Source organism: Bacillus sp. FJAT-45066 (assembly GCF_002335755.1).
In the GTDB taxonomy this organism is placed as follows: Bacteria; Bacillota; Bacilli; order Bacillales; family Bacillaceae_I; genus Bacillus_CD; species Bacillus_CD alkalisoli.
Genome location: NZ_NISQ01000001.1, coordinates 1,975,427 through 1,994,988 on the forward strand (window position 1 = coordinate 1,975,427; position 19,562 = coordinate 1,994,988).

Below are 19,562 nucleotides of genomic sequence, written 5' to 3' on the forward strand. Positions count from 1 at the left end.
CTTTTAATAGTGGCCTCCAAGCTGTTTTATTAGTTCCTTCATATCCTCTGGCAAATCTGCCATAAAAGTCATTTCTTTCTTCAAAATCGGATGAAAGAATGTTATCTTCTCGCTATGTAATGCTTGACGATTTATAATGTCTCTTTTCCCACCGTATAAATCATCCCCCACTAAAGGGTGTCCTAAGAAAGCTAAGTGCACACGAATTTGGTGGGTTCTTCCCGTTTCAAGTTGTAGTCGAAGAACGGTATAATCCCTACTCTTACTAATTACTTCATAGTGAGTTACCGCAAGCTGTCCATCTGACCTAACTTCCCTTTCAATGATACTATCAGGCTTTCTACCGATTGGAGCATCAATTGTACCCGCATCTCCTTGGGTAAGACGATGAGCTATAGCAAAGTAAGACCTGTTAATTTCATGTTGCGTCTGCTGTAAAGAAAACAAATGATGGACAAACCTATTTTTTGCAATAAGCATTACACCGGAAGTATCACGATCTAAACGAGTAACAATATGAACAGTTGCAGGAATGCCATTCTTTTTATAATAGTGTAAAAGTGCATTGGCAACAGAGCCTGTTGGATGTTCACGTGATGGTATGGAGTTCATATGACTAGGCTTATTGATTAAAAGGACTTCTTCATCCTCATAAAGTATCGTAAGTTGTATATCTTCAGCTACCATCTCTTCACTCGGTAATTCTTCTGGAAATAAAACTTGTACTATGTCGTCTTTTTCCAACCGATAGCGCACCGTTACTTCTTCACTATTCACACGGATAGCCCCACCGCCAAATTTAATGTCGGTAAGGGCCGCTTTGGAAATATGTTGTTTTCTTAAGTATTCTCGAAGGATCATACCATCGTCATCGGTTGTTGCTTGAAATGTTAGTTGATAATTTTTCAAGAATTTCATCCTCTTGGCTTAGCCGGAAATAAACGAGTCACGCACTCTTTTCCAAAATGGGAAAGGTCTAAATCTAGCAAATCGAATTTTTTCTTTTGCCACACGACATTGAATCGATTTTACATCTTTATGTAAAAGGGTTAAATGGTCAATGGTTATTTGAAAATCGACATCATTTACTGGCTTTAATAAAGCAGTATGATGGTCCGGCAACACTAATGGCGAGCCAATCGTACGAAATACTCGATTGTTAATGGAAGCCATTTCTGCAATTTGAATTGCAGGTAAGGAAGGATGCAAAATAGCTCCTCCAAGTGCTTTGTTGTAAGCTGTACTCCCTGAAGGCGTGGAAATACAAAGTCCGTCTCCTCTAAACGTTTCAAAAAGTTGTCCTTTAATTTCTACGTCCATTACTAACGTACCTTCTACACTTTTTACCGTACATTCATTTAGCGCTAAGTTGGTAGATTCACGTGATCCATTATTGTAACGTATTATTACTTCGAGCAAAGGATACTCAATGACTTGGTAAGGAGTTTTTGCGACTGCAATGACCAACTTTTCAATTTCCTCAGGTACCCAGTCTGCATAAAAACCTAGATGTCCTGTATGAACACCTATGAAAGCAGTTTTATCTAACCTACTTCTATATTTATGAAAAGCATAAAGAAGAGTTCCGTCACCACCTACTGAGATGACTAGGTCTGGTTGATCTTCATCATATGTAAGGTCAAAATCTTGCAAATATGTTTTAATTCGTTGCATTAATGTATTGGATTTATGATCCCCTTTAGAAGTGACTGCAAACTTCATTCTCTCTCACCCGCTTTATAAGTTATCTTTGCTTTCCTTTTTTCGTAAAAAGAAAGCTTGTGCTTCTTGTATTTCCCCACGAATTTTTGACATTTCCTCATCTAATAAATATGCTGCTTCTGCGGCACGAACTAGCCTTTCCTGAATTTCTTCTGGAAATTGACCACTATATTTATAATTTAGTGAGTGTTCAATGGTTGCCCAAAAATTCATCGCAAGCGTTCTTATTTGAATTTCTACTAAAATAACCTTTTCCCCTTCAATCGTTTGAACAGGATATTCTACTACAACATGATAAGAACGATATCCACTATTCTTTTTTTCTGAAATGTAGTCTCTCTCTTCAACAATCTTCATATCATTTCGTTTTCTTAAAAGGTCAACCACTGTATGAATATCATCCACAAACTGGCACATCATTCTCATACCTGCAATATCTTGCATTTCTACGTCTAATCGCTCAAGAGAAATTCCTTTACGCGTTGCTTTGTCCAAGATACTTGCTATCGGTTTAACCCTCCCTGTTACAAACTCAATTGGCGAGTGTTCAGACTGTTGTTCAAATTGTGAACGTACTCCCTTTAACTTAACTTTCATTTCATTCACTGCTTGTTTATATGGCGCTAAAAATAAATCCCAATGTTGTATCATATTGGTCCATACCCCTTAAAGTATTATAGCTATCCTTTTTTCTATCTACATTTGTTCGGAATGGTGGATAACTGTTAATTGACAAATACTTCTGTAACTTTTTTCTCCATCTCTTCTCCATAGTTGGCATTATCTTTAATATTCTCTATTAAATATCCGAGTTCCTCTTCTACGTTTGTTAATAGTAATGCTATGTTTTCAATAACTAATACGATTGCTTTTTTTTCATCCAACGCTTTCTTCAAATCAGTCCAGTGATCTGCTCCAATGCTAACATGAATAAATTCTGTTGGAGTTTCTAACTTATAGATAAACGCTAGATGATCGGAGTCGACAAGCATTTGGTTGCTCGCTTCTACTTCTTTTAACGAAAAAGTAACAGGATCAGCATGTAACAATAGTTGATGTTCATTCCATGATGTATGTGTAATATTAATTTTCTTTTGCATATGTATCTCCTTCCAACCTTTCATTCCAGTTTTATTTTAACATAATATACAGCAACCTCATAAAAATTTCCCTTTCAAAATCCATTGATATCTTAAAGAAATATAGTAATAATAGAATTATACTTATCGTGTACAACTAGTAATACAATCATGTATTAAGTTAGAAAGAGGTATTGTATTGATGGAGAGAAATCAAGAAATAGAAATAGAGTTCAAAAATTTATTAAACAAAGAAGAATATGAGCGGTTACTTCACACTTTTAACTTACATGAAGAAGCTCCTGTTAAGCAAATAAACCATTATTTAGATACAGACGATTTTCAGTTAAAATCACATGGATGTGCCTTACGTATTCGTGAAAAAAAGGGAGCGTATACATTAACACTAAAGCAGCCTAAAGGTGACGGCCTATTAGAAACACATCAAAAAATAAACACAGAGCAAATGACAGCGGTTATAAATGGCCATAGTATTCCTGTTGGGTATATTAGTTCTATTTTAAAAGATGAACTGCAAGTGAACGGAAGCTCCATAACATATTTTGGCTCCTTAACGACACATCGATTTGAAACAGATTATCAGAGTGGATTGTTAGTTTTGGACAAATCTGAGTATTTAAATGTTGTGGATTATGAATTAGAGTTCGAAGTTTCTAATTACGAAATTGGACAAGGTCAGTTTAAGCAATTATTAGAACAGCAAAAAATCCCGACTCGAGAAACAAAAAATAAAATTGTTCGATTTTATGATAAAAAAAATTAGTGATGGAAGGATGAACGAAATATGAAGACAGACCAACTCCGAACTATGATGGAGATTCAAGCTTTGCAGAGCTTTCAAAAGCAACCTTCGTCGAGTATGACTAGTCCATTCTCATCCTTTGCAACTATTTTACAACAAGTATTAGACGGAAATGGCTCTACTATTCAGCAAAAAGGATTAAATAATAGTTTGCCATTATCAATGAATTCTTTTCCCTTGAACTCTGCAAGTATGTCATCAAATTTTCTTACAAATATTGAAGTTCTTTCTTCTCCTCAAACGACAAAACCTTTAACTAGTTCAAGTTTTGATCAAATTATTGAGGAAGCTTCTATGAAATATGGTGTTGATGCAAAACTTATCCGTTCTATCATACAACATGAGTCTAGCTTCAAAGAAAATGCAACAAGTCATGCTGGTGCAATGGGGTTAATGCAGTTAATGCCGAGAACAGCTAAAGGTCTTGGTGTAACAGACGCATATGATCCGTGGCAAAACATTATGGGTGGAACTAAATATATTAAGCAAATGCTAAATCGTTATGACGGAAACATCACGCTGGCACTGGCAGCTTATAATGCAGGGCCAGGTAATGTCGACAAGTATAATGGAATACCTCCTTTTAAAGAAACAACTAACTATGTCCAAAAAGTCATGGGAAGTTACTATAGCTAATTGGTTAAAGTAGTTGAGTAGTATTTTCTAATACTGAAAGTTATAAAAACCGGATTTAAAGTGCCGGTGGTATGGACGACTCCTCGAAAATGCTTCCACATTTTCTTCGTGCGATGTCTCGCTAAGCGTAACATACCACCGGCATCGCTTTTTTTACCAACAATGGGCTTGTACAGAAGGTATATCTGGACAGCCTTTTTATTTTGGAAATGGTGCCACGAAACCAAGTTTAAATCGTATCATTTGAGATATAATAACGTCATTGCTACAATATAAGAAACATAGTCATTATAAAATAAAGTTTAGATAAGTTTAGACAGCATTCATTTTCATGGTGCTAATATATTTTCTGTTAAAGGAGTTCTTACTATGGTCAATAATATAACGTCACCTTTTGACGCAATTGGTGGAGAACCCGTTATTCATAAGTTAGTTGATGCTTTTTACACAAAAGTTAGTCAGCATCCTGATTTAGCTCCGATTTTCCCAGATGATTTGACGGAAACAGCTAGAAAACAAAAGCAGTTTCTTACTCAATATTTAGGTGGGCCAAGCCTATATACTTCGGAGCATGGACATCCAATGTTACGCGCAAGACATATGCCTTTTGACATTACACCGAAGAGAGCCCAGGCTTGGATAAAGTGTATGAACGAAGCGATGGATGAAATAGATTTATCTGGGCCACATCGCGAAGAATTTTTTGCGAGGTTAGTATTAACTGCTCAGCATATGATAAATACACCGGATCAACCAGAAGAAAAGGAAGATCAACGTGAATTGTAATGATAAGCAACTCTTTTACTTAAATGCAATTAGGCATACAACAAATAAGCCGATTGAAATTTACTTATTCATTGATCCGTTATGTCCAGAATGTTGGGCATTAGAACCTGCTTTAAAGAAATTACAGATGGAGTACGGGCAATATTTTACTATTAAACATGTTGTAAGTGGTTGCCTCGCAAATATTAATTTAACAAAAAAACATCATGCGGCTTCCATGGCAAAAGTTTGGGAAACAACCGCAAACCGTTCAGGAATGTCTTGTGATGGCACTATTTGGATAGAAAATCCGATAGCTTCTCCTTATATTGCCTCTGTAGCTATTAAAGCGGCAGAGTTGCAAGGAAGACGTGCAGGGATAAAGTATTTACGAAAACTGCAGGAAGTTTTATTTTTAGAAAAACAAGACATTACAAATGTGAGTGTTCTTAAAGAGTGTGCGAAATCTGTGAAATTAGATATAAAGGAATTTTCAAGAGACCTTAAATCGGAAAGTGCAACAAAAGCGTTGCAATGTGATATGAAAATTACAAAAGAAATGGATGTTAGTGAAATACCTTCTTTAGTTTTCTTTAACGAAAATATTGAAGCGGAAGGTATAAAAGTTTCTGGCTATCATTCCTATGACGTGTATGTTGAAATTTTGCAAGATATGATAGGTGCTTCACTAAATCCAGCTGACCTTCCTTCTCTTGAGGAGTTTTTAATGCAATTTTCGTTTGTTGCTACGAAAGAAATTGCTGTTGTATACAACACAACGGAACCTATCGTAGAAAAAGAAATGAAGAAATTATTAATTCAACAAAAAGTAGAAAAAGTTCCAGTAAAGTATGGTACGTTCTGGCGTTATATTGGAAATTAAAAGAAGAAATTGAACTTCATTGACCTTATCAAGTTCATTTTCTTCTTTTCCTTAACCGAAATGAACTTCATCAGCCTTATCAAGTTTATTTTCTTCTTTTTCCTTAACAGAAATGCACTTCATTAGCCTTATCAAGTTTATTTTCTTCTTTTTCCTTAACCAAAATGAACTTCATCGACCTTATCGAGTTCATTTTCTTCTTTTCTTTAACAGAAATGCACTTCATTAGTCTTATCAAGTTTATTTTCTTCTTTTTCCTTAACCAAAATGAACTTCATCTACCTTATCAAGTTCATTTTCTTCTTTTTCCTTAACCGATATGAACTTTATCGATGACCGCGGCTTATTTCTCGCGGGAAAACAACAGGGTACTTAACATAGCCAAACAATTAAAAAAGCCTTAGGTCATAGACCTAAGGCTTTTTCTATTGTCTTATAGACAACAAAGGGGATGGGAGAAATTTTTCACGGTCAAACAAAGGGGTATATGTTTGTATGTGAATCGTTTCACGTTATTAATATATCAGATTTTGTCGAACTTTGACAAGTGGTTTTTTCTTCATTTCACAACTTTGTCACAAAAAAGTTCCTATTAAAAGATTTTATAATGTTATAAGGACAACTTGCATAAATTTAGAATAGAGCATGATTTATGAAGGAGTAGGTGAAAATGAATAACTTGAGAAGCTGGATTTTCCCTAGCATTATTGGATTTATTATTTTATCTTTTATTGTAAATATTTTAGGGCTAATGAAAGTTTATCCATTGGTCCTTACGTCTCCCTTACTATTTATCTCCTTGTTTCTTCTAATTGCCCATATGAACTACCGCCAGCAATTTAGGGGGTTTAAATAAGAAAAGCTGACTACATATGTAGCCAGCTTCTTGTTTGTTTATGAAAGTAGGTTTTCCATTTCGATTAGTTTTTCTTCGAATACTTTACATGCTTCTTCAATCGGTGTACTTTGTGTCATATCTACTCCAGCTTTTTTCAATACTTCGATTGGATAGTCAGAGCTTCCTGCTTTTAAGAATTCTAAATACCTTTCAACTGCAGGTGTACCTTCTTCAAGAATTTGCTTACTTAATGCAGTTGCTGCACTATATCCTGTTGCATATTGATATACGTAGTAATTGTAATAGAAATGAGGAATTCTTGCCCACTCTAAACCAATTTCTTTATCAATATGAATATTCTCACCGAAGTATTTTTTATTCAACTCATAATACGTTTCCGTTAATAAATCTGCTGTCAACGCTTGACCTTCTTGAGCTAACATGTGAATCTTATGTTCAAATTCAGCAAACATTGTTTGACGGAATACTGTACCTCGGAAACCTTCTAAGTAATGGTTTAGCAAGTATAGTTGTTTTTTCTCATCATCAATTGTTTTTAATAAGTAATCGTTTAATAACGCTTCATTACAAGTGGACGCAACTTCTGCTACAAAAATAGAGTAGTTTCCGTAAGGATATGGCTGAGTTTTTCTCGTATAGTAACTGTGTACTGAGTGTCCAAACTCATGTGCTAACGTAAATAAATTATTTACATTATCTTGCCAGTTCATTAAGATATATGGATTTGTTCCAAATGTTCCAGATGAATAGGCACCTGAACGTTTTCCTTTGTTTTCATGCACGTCAACCCAACGATTGTCGAAACCTTCTTTTACGATATCTAAATATTCTTGACCAAGTGGTGCTAGCCCTTTTAATAAATATTCTTGAGCTTGTTCATAGGAAACTTTCATGTTCGCATCTTTAACCAGTGGAGTATAAAGGTCATACATGTGTAACTCATCAACGCCTAGAACTTTTTTACGTAAATCTATATAACGGTGAAGCAAGTGTAAATTTTTATTTACCGTTTCTACTAAGTTGTCATATACAGACTCAGGGATGTTGTTGTTGCTTAATGCAGCATGGCGAGCAGAGTTGTAATTACGAACTTTTGCATTGAAATTATCTTTCTTCACTGCACCACCAAGCGTACTAGAGAAAGTATTTTTGTACTTACCATATGTTTCATATACAGCTTTAAATGCATCTTCTCTTACCTGTCCATTTTCACTTTCTAAAAAGCGAATGTAACGACCGTGCGTAATTTCTGTTTCCTCTCCATTCTCATCTTTAACAGATGGGAATGTTAAGTCAGCATTGTTTAACATTCCAAATGTCGTAGAAGGAGCTGCCATCACTTCTGATGCTTGTGCTAATAACGCTTCTTCTTTTGCAGAAAGAACGTGTGGACGTTGCAAGTTAATTTCTTCAAGTGCATGTTTGTATAATTGTAATTCTTCTTTTTCTTGTAAAAAACTAGACAGTTTTTCTTCTTCCATAGAAAGAATTTCAGGAACGATAAATGATAAAGCACTAGCCACTTGTGTATAAAGGTTAGAAGCTCTGTCATTTAATCCTTGATAAAAGGAATTTGTTGTGTCTTGATCGTAGCGCATATGAGCATATGTATATAACTTTCCAAGGCGACTCGAAATGCTATCTTGATATTGTAATGCCTCAAATAAATCGTTTGCTGAAGAAGAAAGTTTTCCTTGGAATTCGTTTATTTTTCCAATCATATTTTTTACATCTTCAAATTCTTTTTCCCACTCTTGGTCAGATGAAAAAATATCTTCTAATCTCCATGTATCATCTACTGCAATATCTTTTCGTTCTTGTAGTTTTTTTACAGCTGTTTCTGCCATGTTGATCCCTCCATTAAATTTTCATTTTTCGTTCAACTTAAATTACTTAAAAGTAAAAATTGAACGAACTTGAATTGTACTTAGGGAAACAGAAAGTCCCTAAGTACAGAAAACATACTATACTCTATTCGTCACAAACCTATTATATCCTTTTTCTTTTCCATCATGAATTTACTTGCTTTAAAACGAGAGTGTTATTCTGCTTAAAACCATTTTATCTTCTTTGATCGCTTGATCAATTGTTCTAGGAGTAATAGGGTTTTCTTTCTTTTCGTAAATACCAGTACTTACTTCCTCTAAAATTCCTAAACCACATAAAGTATTCAAATAACTTTTAATTGGGTTTGATATGTTCATCTCTTTTATTAATGGAAGGGATCGAAGCTTGACTTTCTTGAAGTGAATTAGCTTTAAGAAATGATTATAAATCGATGTAAATGATACCGTAGAGCCTACTGGTGTTCTATGAATGCAACTAAAATATATATATGTTTGCCATTCTATTAATGGGGTTTCTATTACATACTGTTCTCTTACAGGTATGCCAATGACCGCCGGAATTTCAGAAAGTGGGACACCATATTTTCCGTAACAAAAATTCTTCAAATGAATGAGATTACGATACAAACAATATTCATAACGCCAATTTCTTTTATATTGTAGCCATTTTGTTTTCCAATCTGGTAACGAAGGCGTATTAGAGAAATTATCTACAATCAACTGTTTACTTTTATAAATAGTAATAAAGGTTTTTTGACTCGAAAACGGGTAAAAAGGAAAAAGGTAATAAAATACAGTTTCTACTGGACAAAAACAAATAATATAAGGAAATTTTAGATAGTTATTCTTTTGTAGAAAAAGCCAATTTGTAGTATTAATCGAGGATAGTGTATACAGAGAGCGAAAACGTTTTTTTGAGAGTATCCATACTGGAATTAAATTTTGGGATTCATATAATAATGTTCTTTTCTGAAGGTCAGCAATTGATAGGTTAGAGCATTGAAATTCTATCGCAAATGTTTTCTCCTCTTTTTTAAACAATAGGTCCACTCGCTGATTCGTTTCTTTTATGTAATGTTCAATGGAGACCTCACCAGTATTTTGTAACAGTTCGTACAACTTTCTTTTTCCTTCTAAATGATACAGTGATTCACTTTCTGAAGATGTGGAACATTCTTTGCGAACATGTGCAAAATGATATCTCACTATCTCACCAAGCTTCGGAATAACTTCGCTGTTGCAAGCTGGACAATAGAACCTTTCTACTTTTTTTAACTCCATAACATCTTCTTTTTTTCCGTAAAGCAATGTAACAAACTCTCCATTCTTTCTTTTTGCTACAAACATAGCAATCTCCTTTCATGCTTTAAATATATAGGAAAAACCCCTTTCTACATTAGAATTATTTAATAATGTAAAAAGGGGGAATTTCTAAAGTAAAGGGGAAAGTAGTCTTGATAATGACTCAAACACTTTATGGTGAAACGGTCTGTTTTCAAAAACTTCCTTCACTAACGGTTTGGAAGTAAGCAAGTCATTTTCATAGTCTGATACTAGTTTCTTTAAACTTTCTGTATGGTAAAGAAACGCATTTACTTCAAAGTTCAAATGGAAACTTCTCATATCCATGTTAGCTGTTCCAATCGAAGCCACTTCTTCATCTACTATTACGATTTTTGCATGTAAAAATCCTTTTTCATATTCAAAAATTTTCACACCTGCCGCTAACATTTCTGGAAAGTAAGACCTGGAAGCGTAAAATACTATTTTTTTATCTGGTCTGTTAGGAATAAGTACTTTTACGTCGACACCGCTTAAGGCAGCCACTTTTAAGGCAGTAAAAATATCATCATCGGGTACAAAGTATGGAGAAGCAATCCAAATAGACTTACGAGCAGATGTAATCATTGAGAAAAATAAACTTTTTATAACTTCCCATTCTTGATCTGGTCCACCTGCAATCATCTGTACTCCGCCGTAATTTCTATGTTCAGATAAGTTAGGGGATAAGTAGCTTTGTGTTAACAGCGATTGCTCTGTCATGTAATACCAATCTTGTAAAAAGATTAACTGAAGTGTCCTTACTGCCTCTCCCTTTACTAAAAGGTGGGTGTCCCTCCAAAATCCAAAATACTCATTTTTACCTAAATACTCGTCCCCGACGTTTAACCCACCAACAAAACCAACTGTACCGTCTATAACAATAATTTTCCGGTGATTACGAAAGTTTATTTTATTATTGAAAAAAGGTAGTCTAACTGGAGAAAAAGGTATAGTTTCTACACCAGCATCCCTTAAATCTCTTATATATTTTTTAGAAAGGGTCCAACTTCCCACAGCATCATACAAAAACCTTACATTTACCCCGCTCTTCGCTTTTTCTATTAATACATCCTTTATCTTCGTACCAATTTCATCATGTCTTACGATGTAGTATACGAGATGTATATGATGAGTCGCTTTTTCTAGTTCTTCTAAAATTTTACTGAAGGTCTCTTCTCCATCTGTCAAAACTTCCGTATCTGTCGAAAAAGAGATTGGACTTCTACCAATATTTGTTGCTAGTTGAAACATCGTTCGATGCCCATCACCTAACGACAGCATTTCTTCTTCTGTGTAGCTTCGTTCACCTTCAATTTTTTGTGCCGTTTGTCTATCCATTAAAGCCTTTTTATAAAATAGACGTCTTTTCCGTACATTGCGCCCGAATAACATATAAAAAATAAACCCTAGGACAGGAAAACTACCTAAAACAACAAGCCATGTTAATGTTCTTGTTGGGTGTCGATTTTCCATAAAAATCAAAAAAGCAATAAACAAGACCGAAAGAGTAAATAACATGGATACAACACCAAGTATCCATCCTTCCCAAAAACTTTTCGTAACATAGATAATAATTAATAGTATTAATAAGAACATGGCTACGCGTATTGTATTTTTCAAACGAAGTTCAACTCCTAAAACATCTTAAATTACGGTCCATAAGTACGAGATGCATAAGTATGACAAGCACAATCGAAATAAAAGCCGATTTCACCAGTATGAAATCGGCTTTACCATTTAGGACATATTATTCGTGAATATGTCATTATAAAGAGAAATGACTAGCTATTTCTGCCATCGCGTTATCTTCACTTACAGCCGCACCATATTCAGCTAGACGATGAATTGTCATTTGCGTTTCTTCCCCGTGCTCTAATAATATGCTTAACACATTATCAATATCTTCATCTGAATAATGTTCAGAAGAGAAATCAACATAGAGGTAATATTTTTTTTCGAAGAAATAGAGTGAGTTTGTTATATTTTCTCTTGCTTTTAAAAGATGGGAAACAGAAATAACATCCTCTAAATCTTTGAACTTAATCATAAACTGAAGCATATCTTCTTCCGTTTCGACTGTCTCTTCTTTAGGTGAAGAATTCTTGGAAGGGTTAAAATGCTGGTCTAATAGAGATTCAATTCTTTCATCTACTGGTATATCAATTTTTTTATCGTCTGAAACTGGAACCTCAAAGTTTTTACCATCTTTAGAAAGTTGAGCGAGCGTAACGATTATTTCTAACCCTTTATCTAACGCTTGCACTTGAATCCAAAGCGGCCCATCAATGGTAAAATCCTCCTCATCATGAGCTTCATCCATCATTTCCCAAAACAATTCTTCACTTCTTTCCCGGTTATACCAAATTTCTTCCCGGTCAAATCCACGCTCTTCTATATCGCCATACGAAATGTAAAATTTTACAGTATGATCATTAATACGTTCTATCTCCATCATTAACAACTCCCTTCTATATTTATTAGGTAAATGATTAGCGTTGCGTTCCCCTAAGGTTTTGTAAGTAAGCCGTTATTGCTTCCTAATTAACTGCTTCTCATTTCCATATTTATTGTTTAGGAAGGGACCTCCATTTAATTAAATATATGCTTATCAATGTATCCAATTAGCAAACGCTATAAACCTATAACATATGCACAGAAGCTAACCTTGTACTCTTATTTTATGATAAAGGATAGAAGAATGGAAATAAAAAAACTCATTTTTTAAAAAAACCTCATTCGCCTACTATACCTTAAAAATTACCCTTTATACAGCTTGTTTTAAACTGGTTTAATTTATTATTATAGCATAATATGACTGAAACTTTAACAAATTGTATTTATCTTTTTTACTCTTATGATAAACCTCACCTGAAAGTGTTTTATAAAGTTCTAACTGTTGTTGTCAGCACGAGGCGCTCGCTTTCCGCGGGTTTGTCTAGTTCTAGCCGCTCTAACTCCTCGAGTTATAAGCCATGGCCATCTAGAGGGCAAATAGCGCCCTCAAGCTACCACTGACTTATGCTTGTCGGAGATGTACGAGCCGCTTCCACATTTCTTGGCTCTCGGGAGCATCCTCGGCGCGTGGCGCCTTTGGGGTCTCCCTTGACACACTTCTCCCGCAGGACAAGGAAGGCTTCGGCAGCGAATCATCGCACGAAGGAAATGCGGTAGCATTTTCGAGGAGTCTCACGCCTCGTGCTAACAACAACGATTAGTAATATAAATTTATTTTCTTAGTACCAATTCTTTATTATTGATAAAAATCTAGTCATAATATTGAACAGCCCTCACTATATTTAGTTAAGAATGGGACAAGAGGGAGCGATTGTGTGGAATTTGAATTAATTACATCTATATTAATAATAATTGGCATTGATATTGTTCTTGGTGGGGATAACGCAATACTAATCGCCATGGCTTGTCGTAATTTACCCGATAAGCACCGAAATAAGGCGATTATTATAGGAACGCTACTGGCTGTAGTTTGTCGCGTCCTATTAACTGTAGTCGCAGTATATTTACTTTCTATTCCTTTCTTACAGTTTGTTGGTGGAGTTTTACTAATTTATATTGCTATAGGGTTGATAAAAAAACAGTCCGATTCCGTAGAAATAAGAGGAAGTACTTCTCTATTGGCGGCAATTAAAACAGTTGTCATTGCAGATATTATAATGGGTGTTGATAATGTAATGGCGGTTGCTGGTGCTGCTCACGGTCAATTTAAATTAGTTGTGATTGGTCTTCTATTTTCTATCCCGATTATCGTTTGGGGTAGTAAAATCATCCTTTATTTAATGGAAAGGTATCCTATTATTGTTTATATTGGTGCAGCCATTTTGGCTTTTACTGCTGGGAAAATGATGATGAATGAGCCAATGATACAACATGTTGTATTCTTACCTAGTTTAAAAGAACTATTTCCGTTTTTGACTATCCTATTCGTATTATCGTTTGTTTTAGTCCAAAAATTTTCGGGTCCGAAAACCAGTTCATCGGTTTAATAGATAGGTTGTGTTAAAGATCACCGTTGATTTCCGTGCAAGTCTTCGCTTTCCGTGGGCGTGTCTAGGTCAAGTAGCTCCTCGAGTATAAGTCATGGCCATCTCGAGGGCAAAAACACCCTCAAGCTGTCCCTGTCTTATACCTATCGGAGCTGAACGAGCCGCTATCACTTTTCGTGGCGCAGGGAGCCTCCTCGGCGCAAGCGCCTGTGGGGTCTCCCGTTCCACGCTTTTCCCGCAGGAGTCTCAGCCTTGCACGGAAATCAACAGGAAAGTGTTTATAAATCAACACTAACCATTAACACAGCTAATAGATAGAAAACAAAAACAGGTCAATTTCCTTAGGCTAGTAGCTACTAGCCTCTATGGAAATTGACCTATTAAATTATTATCCGTTTACTAACTTCTGTGCTTGACGTAGTTGATACGTACGTACTTTTCTTGGTAAGAAGCGACGGATTTCGTCTTCGTTGTATCCAACTTGTAATCTTTTTTCGTCTATAATAATTGGTCTTCTTAATAAACCAGGATGTTCTTTTATCACTTTGTAAAGCTCTTGCAAAGGCATTGACTCTACATTAATATTTAATTTTTGGAAAATCTTTGATCGGGTAGAGATAATCTCATCTGTCCCCTCTTCTGTCATTCTTAAGATTTCCTTAATTTCATCTATAGATAGTGACTCTGAGAAAATATTTCTTTCCACGTATGGAATATCATTTTCCTCTAACCAATTTTTCGCCTTACGACATGAAGTACAACTTGGAGATGTATATACCGTTACCATGAACTTTTCCTCTCCTTTAACTAGTATAAATGTTTAAGCAATGGTGTGACTCGAATGTAGGATGGCTGCTCGCCATACATCGTTATATTATATTTATAATTTAATAATAATCAGTTCCATTTGCTTTTGTCAGCTGTTAGCTGTTAGCTGTCCACTAATCTAATGGTGAATGGCTTTCAGTTTGAAATTACTATAAAGAAGTAATTCCTATAATTATTATACACGAAAATAAACATCTTGAATATAGGATTTTAGAAGTTAGACATGTGTCAACATTGTTACAAGCTAGTTAAGACCCTATGTTTAAGTAGTAATTTAATACTAAAGATATACGTAACAATCTGAACTCACTTAACACCCATTGCCTCTTCCATATACATATAGACGAATTGTTACAAAAAAAGTTTCATCCATATAAAAAGTTCACAATTTAGTAACAATTTGAACCTTCTTAACTAGTTCCTATTTGTACCGATAATCAATACATGATAGCTTAATATTTAGACATGATAATGAAGAGGTGATTTTTTTGAATAAGTATTGGCAACTTGCACTCCTATTTATAATTCTTATGTTTTTTACTGCTTGTTCTCAGAAAGAAATAACAAGCCAAAGTACGGAAAATAACAAAATTCCAATAACAGTAGCAACTGTTTCTGAAAAAACGATAAGTAATACGATTGAGCTTACTGGTACAGCTCTACCTAGCGTTCAAGTACCACTTGTTACAACTTCCCCCCTCACCGTAGAAAAAGTCCATGTAAGAATTGGCGACACTGTTTCAAAAGGTCAATTAATCGTTACGCTTGATTCACAAGCTGCAGACGAACAAGTGAAACAAGCAAAAAACGCAATAAACGAGTTAGAAAATGCTCTTTCTAAAATGAAAGAAGTAGAAAAAGCGGCACAAAATCAAGCTTCTATTGCTGATATACCCAAATTACAAGAGGAATTAAACCTTTCTTTACAAAAATCACAAAGTTTATTAGAAGGTGTCGAAACAGGTGCTGTTACTTCTTTAGATTTAATCCAAAGCACTGTCGATGTCATGATAAAACAAGCGCAACTTGCAACTGCCGCTAGCCAACTGCAACAAATCCCTTCCTTTAATACAGCTGAACTAGAAGTACAATTACAACAAGCAAGGAATGGATTAAAACAAGCGGAACAGTTAGCAGATCTGACAAAAATAACGAGTCCAATTGATGGAGTTGTTGCTGATTTAAATGTAGTAGAAGATGGGATTGCTACACCACAATTACCTGTTGCGACCATAATTCAACTAAATACGATTGATGCAACTTTTGCTGTGAATAGTTATCAAGTTAGTAAAGTAAAAAGTGGCCAAAAAGCTACTGTAATTTTTGAAGGTATAAGTGAACCTTTCTCTTCCGAAATTGATATTGTTTCACCAACTGTAGATATGCAAACTAATATGTTTACCGTTACTATTCGTATTAGCAATACCGATAGGGATATACTTGGCGGAATGAGAGCAACAGCTTTTGTAAACATTGATGAGCTTGAATCGGAAACAGTCGTTCCTGTAGAAGCTATTTTATATGAAGAAAATGATCCTTATGTATTTCTCATTGAAGGTGAAAAAGCAGTACGCCAAAACGTACTATTAGGTTTTAGAGATGATGAAGTAGTTCAAGTACTTGAAGGTTTATCTATAAATGACACTGTAGCTTTGAATGGAAAAGAAAGATTAAAAGATGGTGTTGAAATATTAATTCAAGAAAGTGATCGAGACTAATGAATATCGCTAAATTATCTGTATTACGTCCCATTGCTATGTCAATGGTTATCGTATTGATGCTTATTCTTGGAGCTGTAAGTATGCGGGGTATGCCCGTAGATTTATTCCCTGAATTAACCTTCCCTATTGTTGCAGTTACGACAACATATGAGGGAGCTGGTCCAGAAGAAATTGAAAATTTAATTTCAGGTCCTATTGAAAATGCAATGGGAACTTTGCCAAATGTTGAATCCGTTACTTCTATTTCTAGAACAGGTGGTTCCCTCGTTCTTGTCGCATTTACATGGGGTACGAACATGGACTTTGCATCACTTGATATTCGAGATCGGATAGATTCTGTGAGAGATTTTTTACCACCAGGAGCTAATATGCCAAGAGTATTACGCTTTAATCCAAGCGACTTACCAATTGTACAATTAGCTATAACAGATCCATCCGGAGAAATGACAAAAGCGAAGCAACTTGCAGAACAAGAAATTCAACCTCAATTAAATAGTGTAGATGGAATCGCTTCGATAACAGTTGAAGGTGGCGCTGAGAATGAAATTAGAATTACGTTAGACCCAAAAACGTTGAATTCTTATGGCATTTCGTTAGATCAGCTTCAGCAAATTATCGCATCTGAAAATTTAAATTTACCAGGCGGTTCGTTAACGGACAGGAATCAAAATCTACCTATCCGAATCACAGGTGAATATGAATCTATCTTTGATATTAGAAGCTTACCAATTCCAACGCGTAACGGTGTTGTGCCTTTAGAGCAACTAGGAGATGTTAGGGAAACATTAGAACCTACAACACAGCTTAGTTATTTAAATGGCGAGCCAGCTGTTGGGATGTCTATTTTAAAGCAGTCTGGTAGTAATACTGTAACGGTTGCTAACAATATTGATCGAAAAATAGAAGAAATTAAAAAGACACTCCCTGATGGGGTAGAAATTAAAACAATTTTTGATCAAAGTGACTTTATTGAAAAGTCCATTCGAGCTGTTACGACTAATATGATTGTTGGTAGTATACTTGCAGCTCTTGTTCTTTATTTATTTTTAAGAAATTTCCGCAGTACATTAATTATTGGATTCTCCATTCCAATTTCCATCGTTACTACATTCATTTTCATGTATTTTAGTGGGCAAACGTTAAACTTGTTAACACTTGGTGGTCTCGCACTTGGAATTGGTATGATGGTCGATAATGCAATTGTAATTTTAGAAAATATTTACCGACTAAGGCAAAAAGGGGAATCCCTAAAAGATGCGGCAATAAAAGGAACAGCTGAAGTTGGCCCTGCAATTGTAGCATCGACATTGACAACTATTATCGTATTTTTACCTATTGTTTTTGTTGATGGTTTAGCTGCTCAATTGTTTAAACCACTTGCATTAGTAATATCCTTTTCATTATTTGCTTCACTGTTTACAGCATTAATTATTGTACCTTTATTTTCTTCTTTACTATTAAAAGTAAATGATAAATCTTCGCGTTTTGAAGAAAGGTTTGGAGTTTTTACTTCATGGTATCGGGGAGTATTGGAACGCGTATTAAGACATCCGAAGAAAACAGCATCTTTAGTGTTATTACTTTTTGCTATCTCCTTACTCGGCTATCCGCTTCTTGGGAAAGAATTTTTGCCACAACAAGACCAAAGCTTTTTATCTATAACAGCTAGGTTACCAGAGGGCAGTTCCGTTGATGCAACATATGGTGTAATGGAAGATATAGACGAACGCATTCGAGATATTGCTGAAATTGATTTAGCGTTTGTTACTGTTGGTGGTGCAGATAACTTCTCTGTTGCTGCTGGTACACAAACGAACAGAGCTAATTACAGTATATTATTAGTACCTATTAATGATAGAAATCGGTCAGATGCACAAGTTGCAGATGATATAAGACAACGTCTAGCGAATATTCCTGGTGCAGAGATCCGAATATCTTCTGGTGATAGTGGATTTTCACAAAACCCTGTCTCATTAAGTATTACAGGTCCGGATTTAACTACATTAAAGGATATAGCAGACCATACGATAGAAATAATTTCTGAAGTAGAAGGTGTACGGGAACCTTCTAGCAACTTTACGGAAGGTAATCCAGAAATCACAGTACAAATTGATCGCGTAAAGGCTAGTCAATTTGGTGTTGGAACGGCGCAAGTTGCCTCTACTGTTTCTAATGCGACTCGTGGAATTGTAGCAAGTAGAATGGCGCGTGATGGTGAAGAATTAAATATCCGTTTAGCGATAGAGGATACGTATACCACTTCTATTCAACAACTAGAGAACTTATTAATTAGCACACCAACTGGTGAGAACATACCGTTAAAAGCGGTTGCTGTCATTGAAAGAAGCCAAGGTCCTACACAGATAACTCGTACAAATCGTTTACGTGAAATAACGGTAAATGCAGATATAGTAGGGAGAGATTTAGGAAGCGTCGTTGATGATATTGAACTGGCTCTTCGTGAAAACATTTACTTACCAAATAACCAATATAAAATTTCTTTTGGCGGTCAAGATGAGCAAATGAACGATGCATTTTTCAAACTTGGCGGTGCTTTAGCTTTAGCGGTTGTTTTAGTATATATGGTTATGGCTGGACAATTTGAATCTTACTTTTACCCACTCATCATCATGTTTGCTGTTCCACTAACCGTGATTGGCATTATGGCTGGGTTATTAATTACGCAACAGCCGTTAGGGGTCGGATCACTGGTCGGAATGCTCATACTAACCGGGATAGTCGTTAATAATGCCATCGTCTTTGTAGATTATGTAAATATATTAAAACGTGATGGTAAATCCACATTAGAAGCTATTTTAATTGCAGGTCCAACACGTATCAGACCTATATTTATGACCGCTTTAACTACAATTTTAGGGCTTATCCCACTGACTCTTGGGTTTGGAGAAGGAATGGAAATTCAACAACCAATGGCAATAGTTATCGTGTTTGGCTTAAGTTTTGCTACTGTTATCACATTAATATTTATACCAGTTGTTTATTTCTTATTTGATAGCTGGAGAGAAAAAAGAAAAGCAAAACACCATGAGGATGCGTCCATTTAGAACCGAGGAA

At 35.3% G+C, this 19,562-nt stretch carries 17 protein-coding genes; 8 read left to right on the forward strand and 9 right to left on the reverse strand.

Translation table 11 applies throughout. The features are described 5' to 3' along the window. Window positions 1–3 precede the first annotated feature (3 nt). The 4 genes from CDZ92_RS10085 to CDZ92_RS10100 all read right to left on the reverse strand — a co-directional run bounded on the left by CDZ92_RS10085 (window position 4) and on the right by CDZ92_RS10100 (window position 2,822). Window positions 4–918: an RluA family pseudouridine synthase gene (locus CDZ92_RS10085; protein ID WP_096155116.1), complete on the reverse strand. Its 915-nt coding sequence runs from the start codon at window positions 916–918 to the stop codon at window positions 4–6. A 9-nt stretch (window positions 919–927) separates the two neighbouring features. Continuing rightward, window positions 928–1,722, reverse strand: coding sequence for an NAD kinase (locus tag CDZ92_RS10090; protein WP_096155117.1), 795 nt, complete (start codon window positions 1,720–1,722; stop codon window positions 928–930). Window positions 1,723–1,737: 15 nt separating this feature from the next. Beyond that, entirely contained in the window at window positions 1,738–2,373 is a 636-nt protein-coding gene (locus CDZ92_RS10095) for a GTP pyrophosphokinase (RefSeq protein ID WP_096155118.1), read from the reverse strand. A gap of 74 nt (window positions 2,374–2,447) precedes the next feature. Next, the gene (locus tag CDZ92_RS10100) at window positions 2,448–2,822 is read right to left on the reverse strand and encodes a hypothetical protein (protein ID WP_096155119.1); all 375 of its coding nucleotides are present in this window, start codon (window positions 2,820–2,822) and stop codon (window positions 2,448–2,450) included. 181 nt (window positions 2,823–3,003) lie between these two features. Here CDZ92_RS10100 and CDZ92_RS10105 point away from each other — a divergent pair, with 181 nt between their 5' ends. The 5 genes from CDZ92_RS10105 (at window position 3,004) to CDZ92_RS10125 (ending at window position 6,764) form a co-directional block, all read left to right on the forward strand. Then, window positions 3,004–3,585: a CYTH domain-containing protein gene (locus tag CDZ92_RS10105; protein ID WP_096155120.1), complete on the forward strand. Its 582-nt coding sequence runs from the start codon at window positions 3,004–3,006 to the stop codon at window positions 3,583–3,585. 21 nt (window positions 3,586–3,606) lie between these two features. Then, entirely contained in the window at window positions 3,607–4,260 is a 654-nt protein-coding gene (locus CDZ92_RS10110) for a lytic transglycosylase domain-containing protein (protein WP_096155121.1), read from the forward strand. A gap of 369 nt (window positions 4,261–4,629) precedes the next feature. Further along, complete coding sequence (locus CDZ92_RS10115; protein WP_096155122.1) at window positions 4,630–5,046, forward strand: globin domain-containing protein; 417 nt, start codon at window positions 4,630–4,632, stop codon at window positions 5,044–5,046. Further along, entirely contained in the window at window positions 5,036–5,908 is an 873-nt protein-coding gene (locus tag CDZ92_RS10120; protein WP_096155123.1) for a ClpXP adapter SpxH family protein, read from the forward strand. The genes CDZ92_RS10115 and CDZ92_RS10120 overlap by 11 nt, the downstream gene beginning before the upstream one ends. A gap of 670 nt (window positions 5,909–6,578) precedes the next feature. Then, window positions 6,579–6,764: a hypothetical protein gene (locus CDZ92_RS10125; protein WP_096155124.1), complete on the forward strand. Its 186-nt coding sequence runs from the start codon at window positions 6,579–6,581 to the stop codon at window positions 6,762–6,764. Between the two features lie 38 nt (window positions 6,765–6,802). On the opposite strand, the gene pepF is transcribed toward CDZ92_RS10125, so the two are convergent. The 4 genes from pepF to mecA form a co-directional block, all read right to left on the reverse strand. Beyond that, complete coding sequence (gene pepF / locus CDZ92_RS10130; RefSeq protein ID WP_096155125.1) at window positions 6,803–8,614, reverse strand: oligoendopeptidase F; 1,812 nt, start codon at window positions 8,612–8,614, stop codon at window positions 6,803–6,805. 180 nt (window positions 8,615–8,794) lie between these two features. Next, window positions 8,795–9,961: a competence protein CoiA gene (locus CDZ92_RS10135; RefSeq protein WP_096155126.1), complete on the reverse strand. Its 1,167-nt coding sequence runs from the start codon at window positions 9,959–9,961 to the stop codon at window positions 8,795–8,797. An 84-nt stretch (window positions 9,962–10,045) separates the two neighbouring features. Then, on the reverse strand, window positions 10,046–11,557 hold the full coding sequence (gene cls, locus CDZ92_RS10140; RefSeq protein WP_096155127.1) for a cardiolipin synthase: 1,512 nt from the start codon (window positions 11,555–11,557) through the stop codon (window positions 10,046–10,048). A gap of 145 nt (window positions 11,558–11,702) precedes the next feature. Further along, the gene (gene mecA, locus CDZ92_RS10145; protein ID WP_096156966.1) at window positions 11,703–12,389 is read right to left on the reverse strand and encodes an adaptor protein MecA; all 687 of its coding nucleotides are present in this window, start codon (window positions 12,387–12,389) and stop codon (window positions 11,703–11,705) included. An 877-nt stretch (window positions 12,390–13,266) separates the two neighbouring features. On the opposite strand from mecA, the gene CDZ92_RS10150 reads away from it, so the two are divergent. Then, a complete protein-coding gene (locus CDZ92_RS10150) occupies window positions 13,267–13,938 on the forward strand; it encodes a TerC family protein (RefSeq protein WP_096155128.1) in 672 nt (223 codons plus the stop codon). Window positions 13,939–14,326: 388 nt separating this feature from the next. On the opposite strand, the gene spxA is transcribed toward CDZ92_RS10150, so the two are convergent. Continuing rightward, window positions 14,327–14,725 (reverse strand): transcriptional regulator SpxA, encoded by a 399-nt coding sequence (gene spxA, locus CDZ92_RS10155; RefSeq protein WP_096155129.1) that lies wholly within the window; start codon window positions 14,723–14,725, stop codon window positions 14,327–14,329. Window positions 14,726–15,254: 529 nt separating this feature from the next. Between spxA and CDZ92_RS10160 the strand changes: the two genes are divergently transcribed. Both CDZ92_RS10160 and CDZ92_RS10165 read left to right on the forward strand, forming a co-directional pair. Next, window positions 15,255–16,484, forward strand: coding sequence for an efflux RND transporter periplasmic adaptor subunit (locus CDZ92_RS10160; protein ID WP_096155130.1), 1,230 nt, complete (start codon window positions 15,255–15,257; stop codon window positions 16,482–16,484). Continuing rightward, window positions 16,484–19,552, forward strand: a complete 3,069-nt coding sequence (locus tag CDZ92_RS10165) for an efflux RND transporter permease subunit (RefSeq protein ID WP_096155131.1) — start codon at window positions 16,484–16,486, stop codon at window positions 19,550–19,552. The genes CDZ92_RS10160 and CDZ92_RS10165 overlap by 1 nt, the downstream gene beginning before the upstream one ends. Window positions 19,553–19,562: the final 10 nt, after the last annotated feature.

What these genes read in the sequence shown, in the direction of transcription:
- CDZ92_RS10125 (WP_096155124.1), top strand. Translation starts at nt 6,579, where the DNA reads ATGAATAACTTGAGAAGCTGGATTTTCCCTAGCATTATTGGATTTATT.
- CDZ92_RS10095 (WP_096155118.1), bottom strand. Translation starts at nt 2,373, where the DNA reads ATGATACAACATTGGGATTTATTTTTAGCGCCATATAAACAAGCAGTG.
- mecA (WP_096156966.1), bottom strand. Translation starts at nt 12,389, where the DNA reads ATGGAGATAGAACGTATTAATGATCATACTGTAAAATTTTACATTTCG.
- CDZ92_RS10105 (WP_096155120.1), top strand. Translation starts at nt 3,004, where the DNA reads ATGGAGAGAAATCAAGAAATAGAAATAGAGTTCAAAAATTTATTAAAC.
- pepF (WP_096155125.1), bottom strand. Translation starts at nt 8,614, where the DNA reads ATGGCAGAAACAGCTGTAAAAAAACTACAAGAACGAAAAGATATTGCA.
- spxA (WP_096155129.1), bottom strand. Translation starts at nt 14,725, where the DNA reads ATGGTAACGGTATATACATCTCCAAGTTGTACTTCATGTCGTAAGGCG.
- CDZ92_RS10090 (WP_096155117.1), bottom strand. Translation starts at nt 1,722, where the DNA reads ATGAAGTTTGCAGTCACTTCTAAAGGGGATCATAAATCCAATACATTA.
- CDZ92_RS10115 (WP_096155122.1), top strand. Translation starts at nt 4,630, where the DNA reads ATGGTCAATAATATAACGTCACCTTTTGACGCAATTGGTGGAGAACCC.
- CDZ92_RS10100 (WP_096155119.1), bottom strand. Translation starts at nt 2,822, where the DNA reads ATGCAAAAGAAAATTAATATTACACATACATCATGGAATGAACATCAA.
- CDZ92_RS10165 (WP_096155131.1), top strand. Translation starts at nt 16,484, where the DNA reads ATGAATATCGCTAAATTATCTGTATTACGTCCCATTGCTATGTCAATG.
- CDZ92_RS10135 (WP_096155126.1), bottom strand. Translation starts at nt 9,961, where the DNA reads ATGTTTGTAGCAAAAAGAAAGAATGGAGAGTTTGTTACATTGCTTTAC.
- CDZ92_RS10085 (WP_096155116.1), bottom strand. Translation starts at nt 918, where the DNA reads ATGAAATTCTTGAAAAATTATCAACTAACATTTCAAGCAACAACCGAT.
- CDZ92_RS10110 (WP_096155121.1), top strand. Translation starts at nt 3,607, where the DNA reads ATGAAGACAGACCAACTCCGAACTATGATGGAGATTCAAGCTTTGCAG.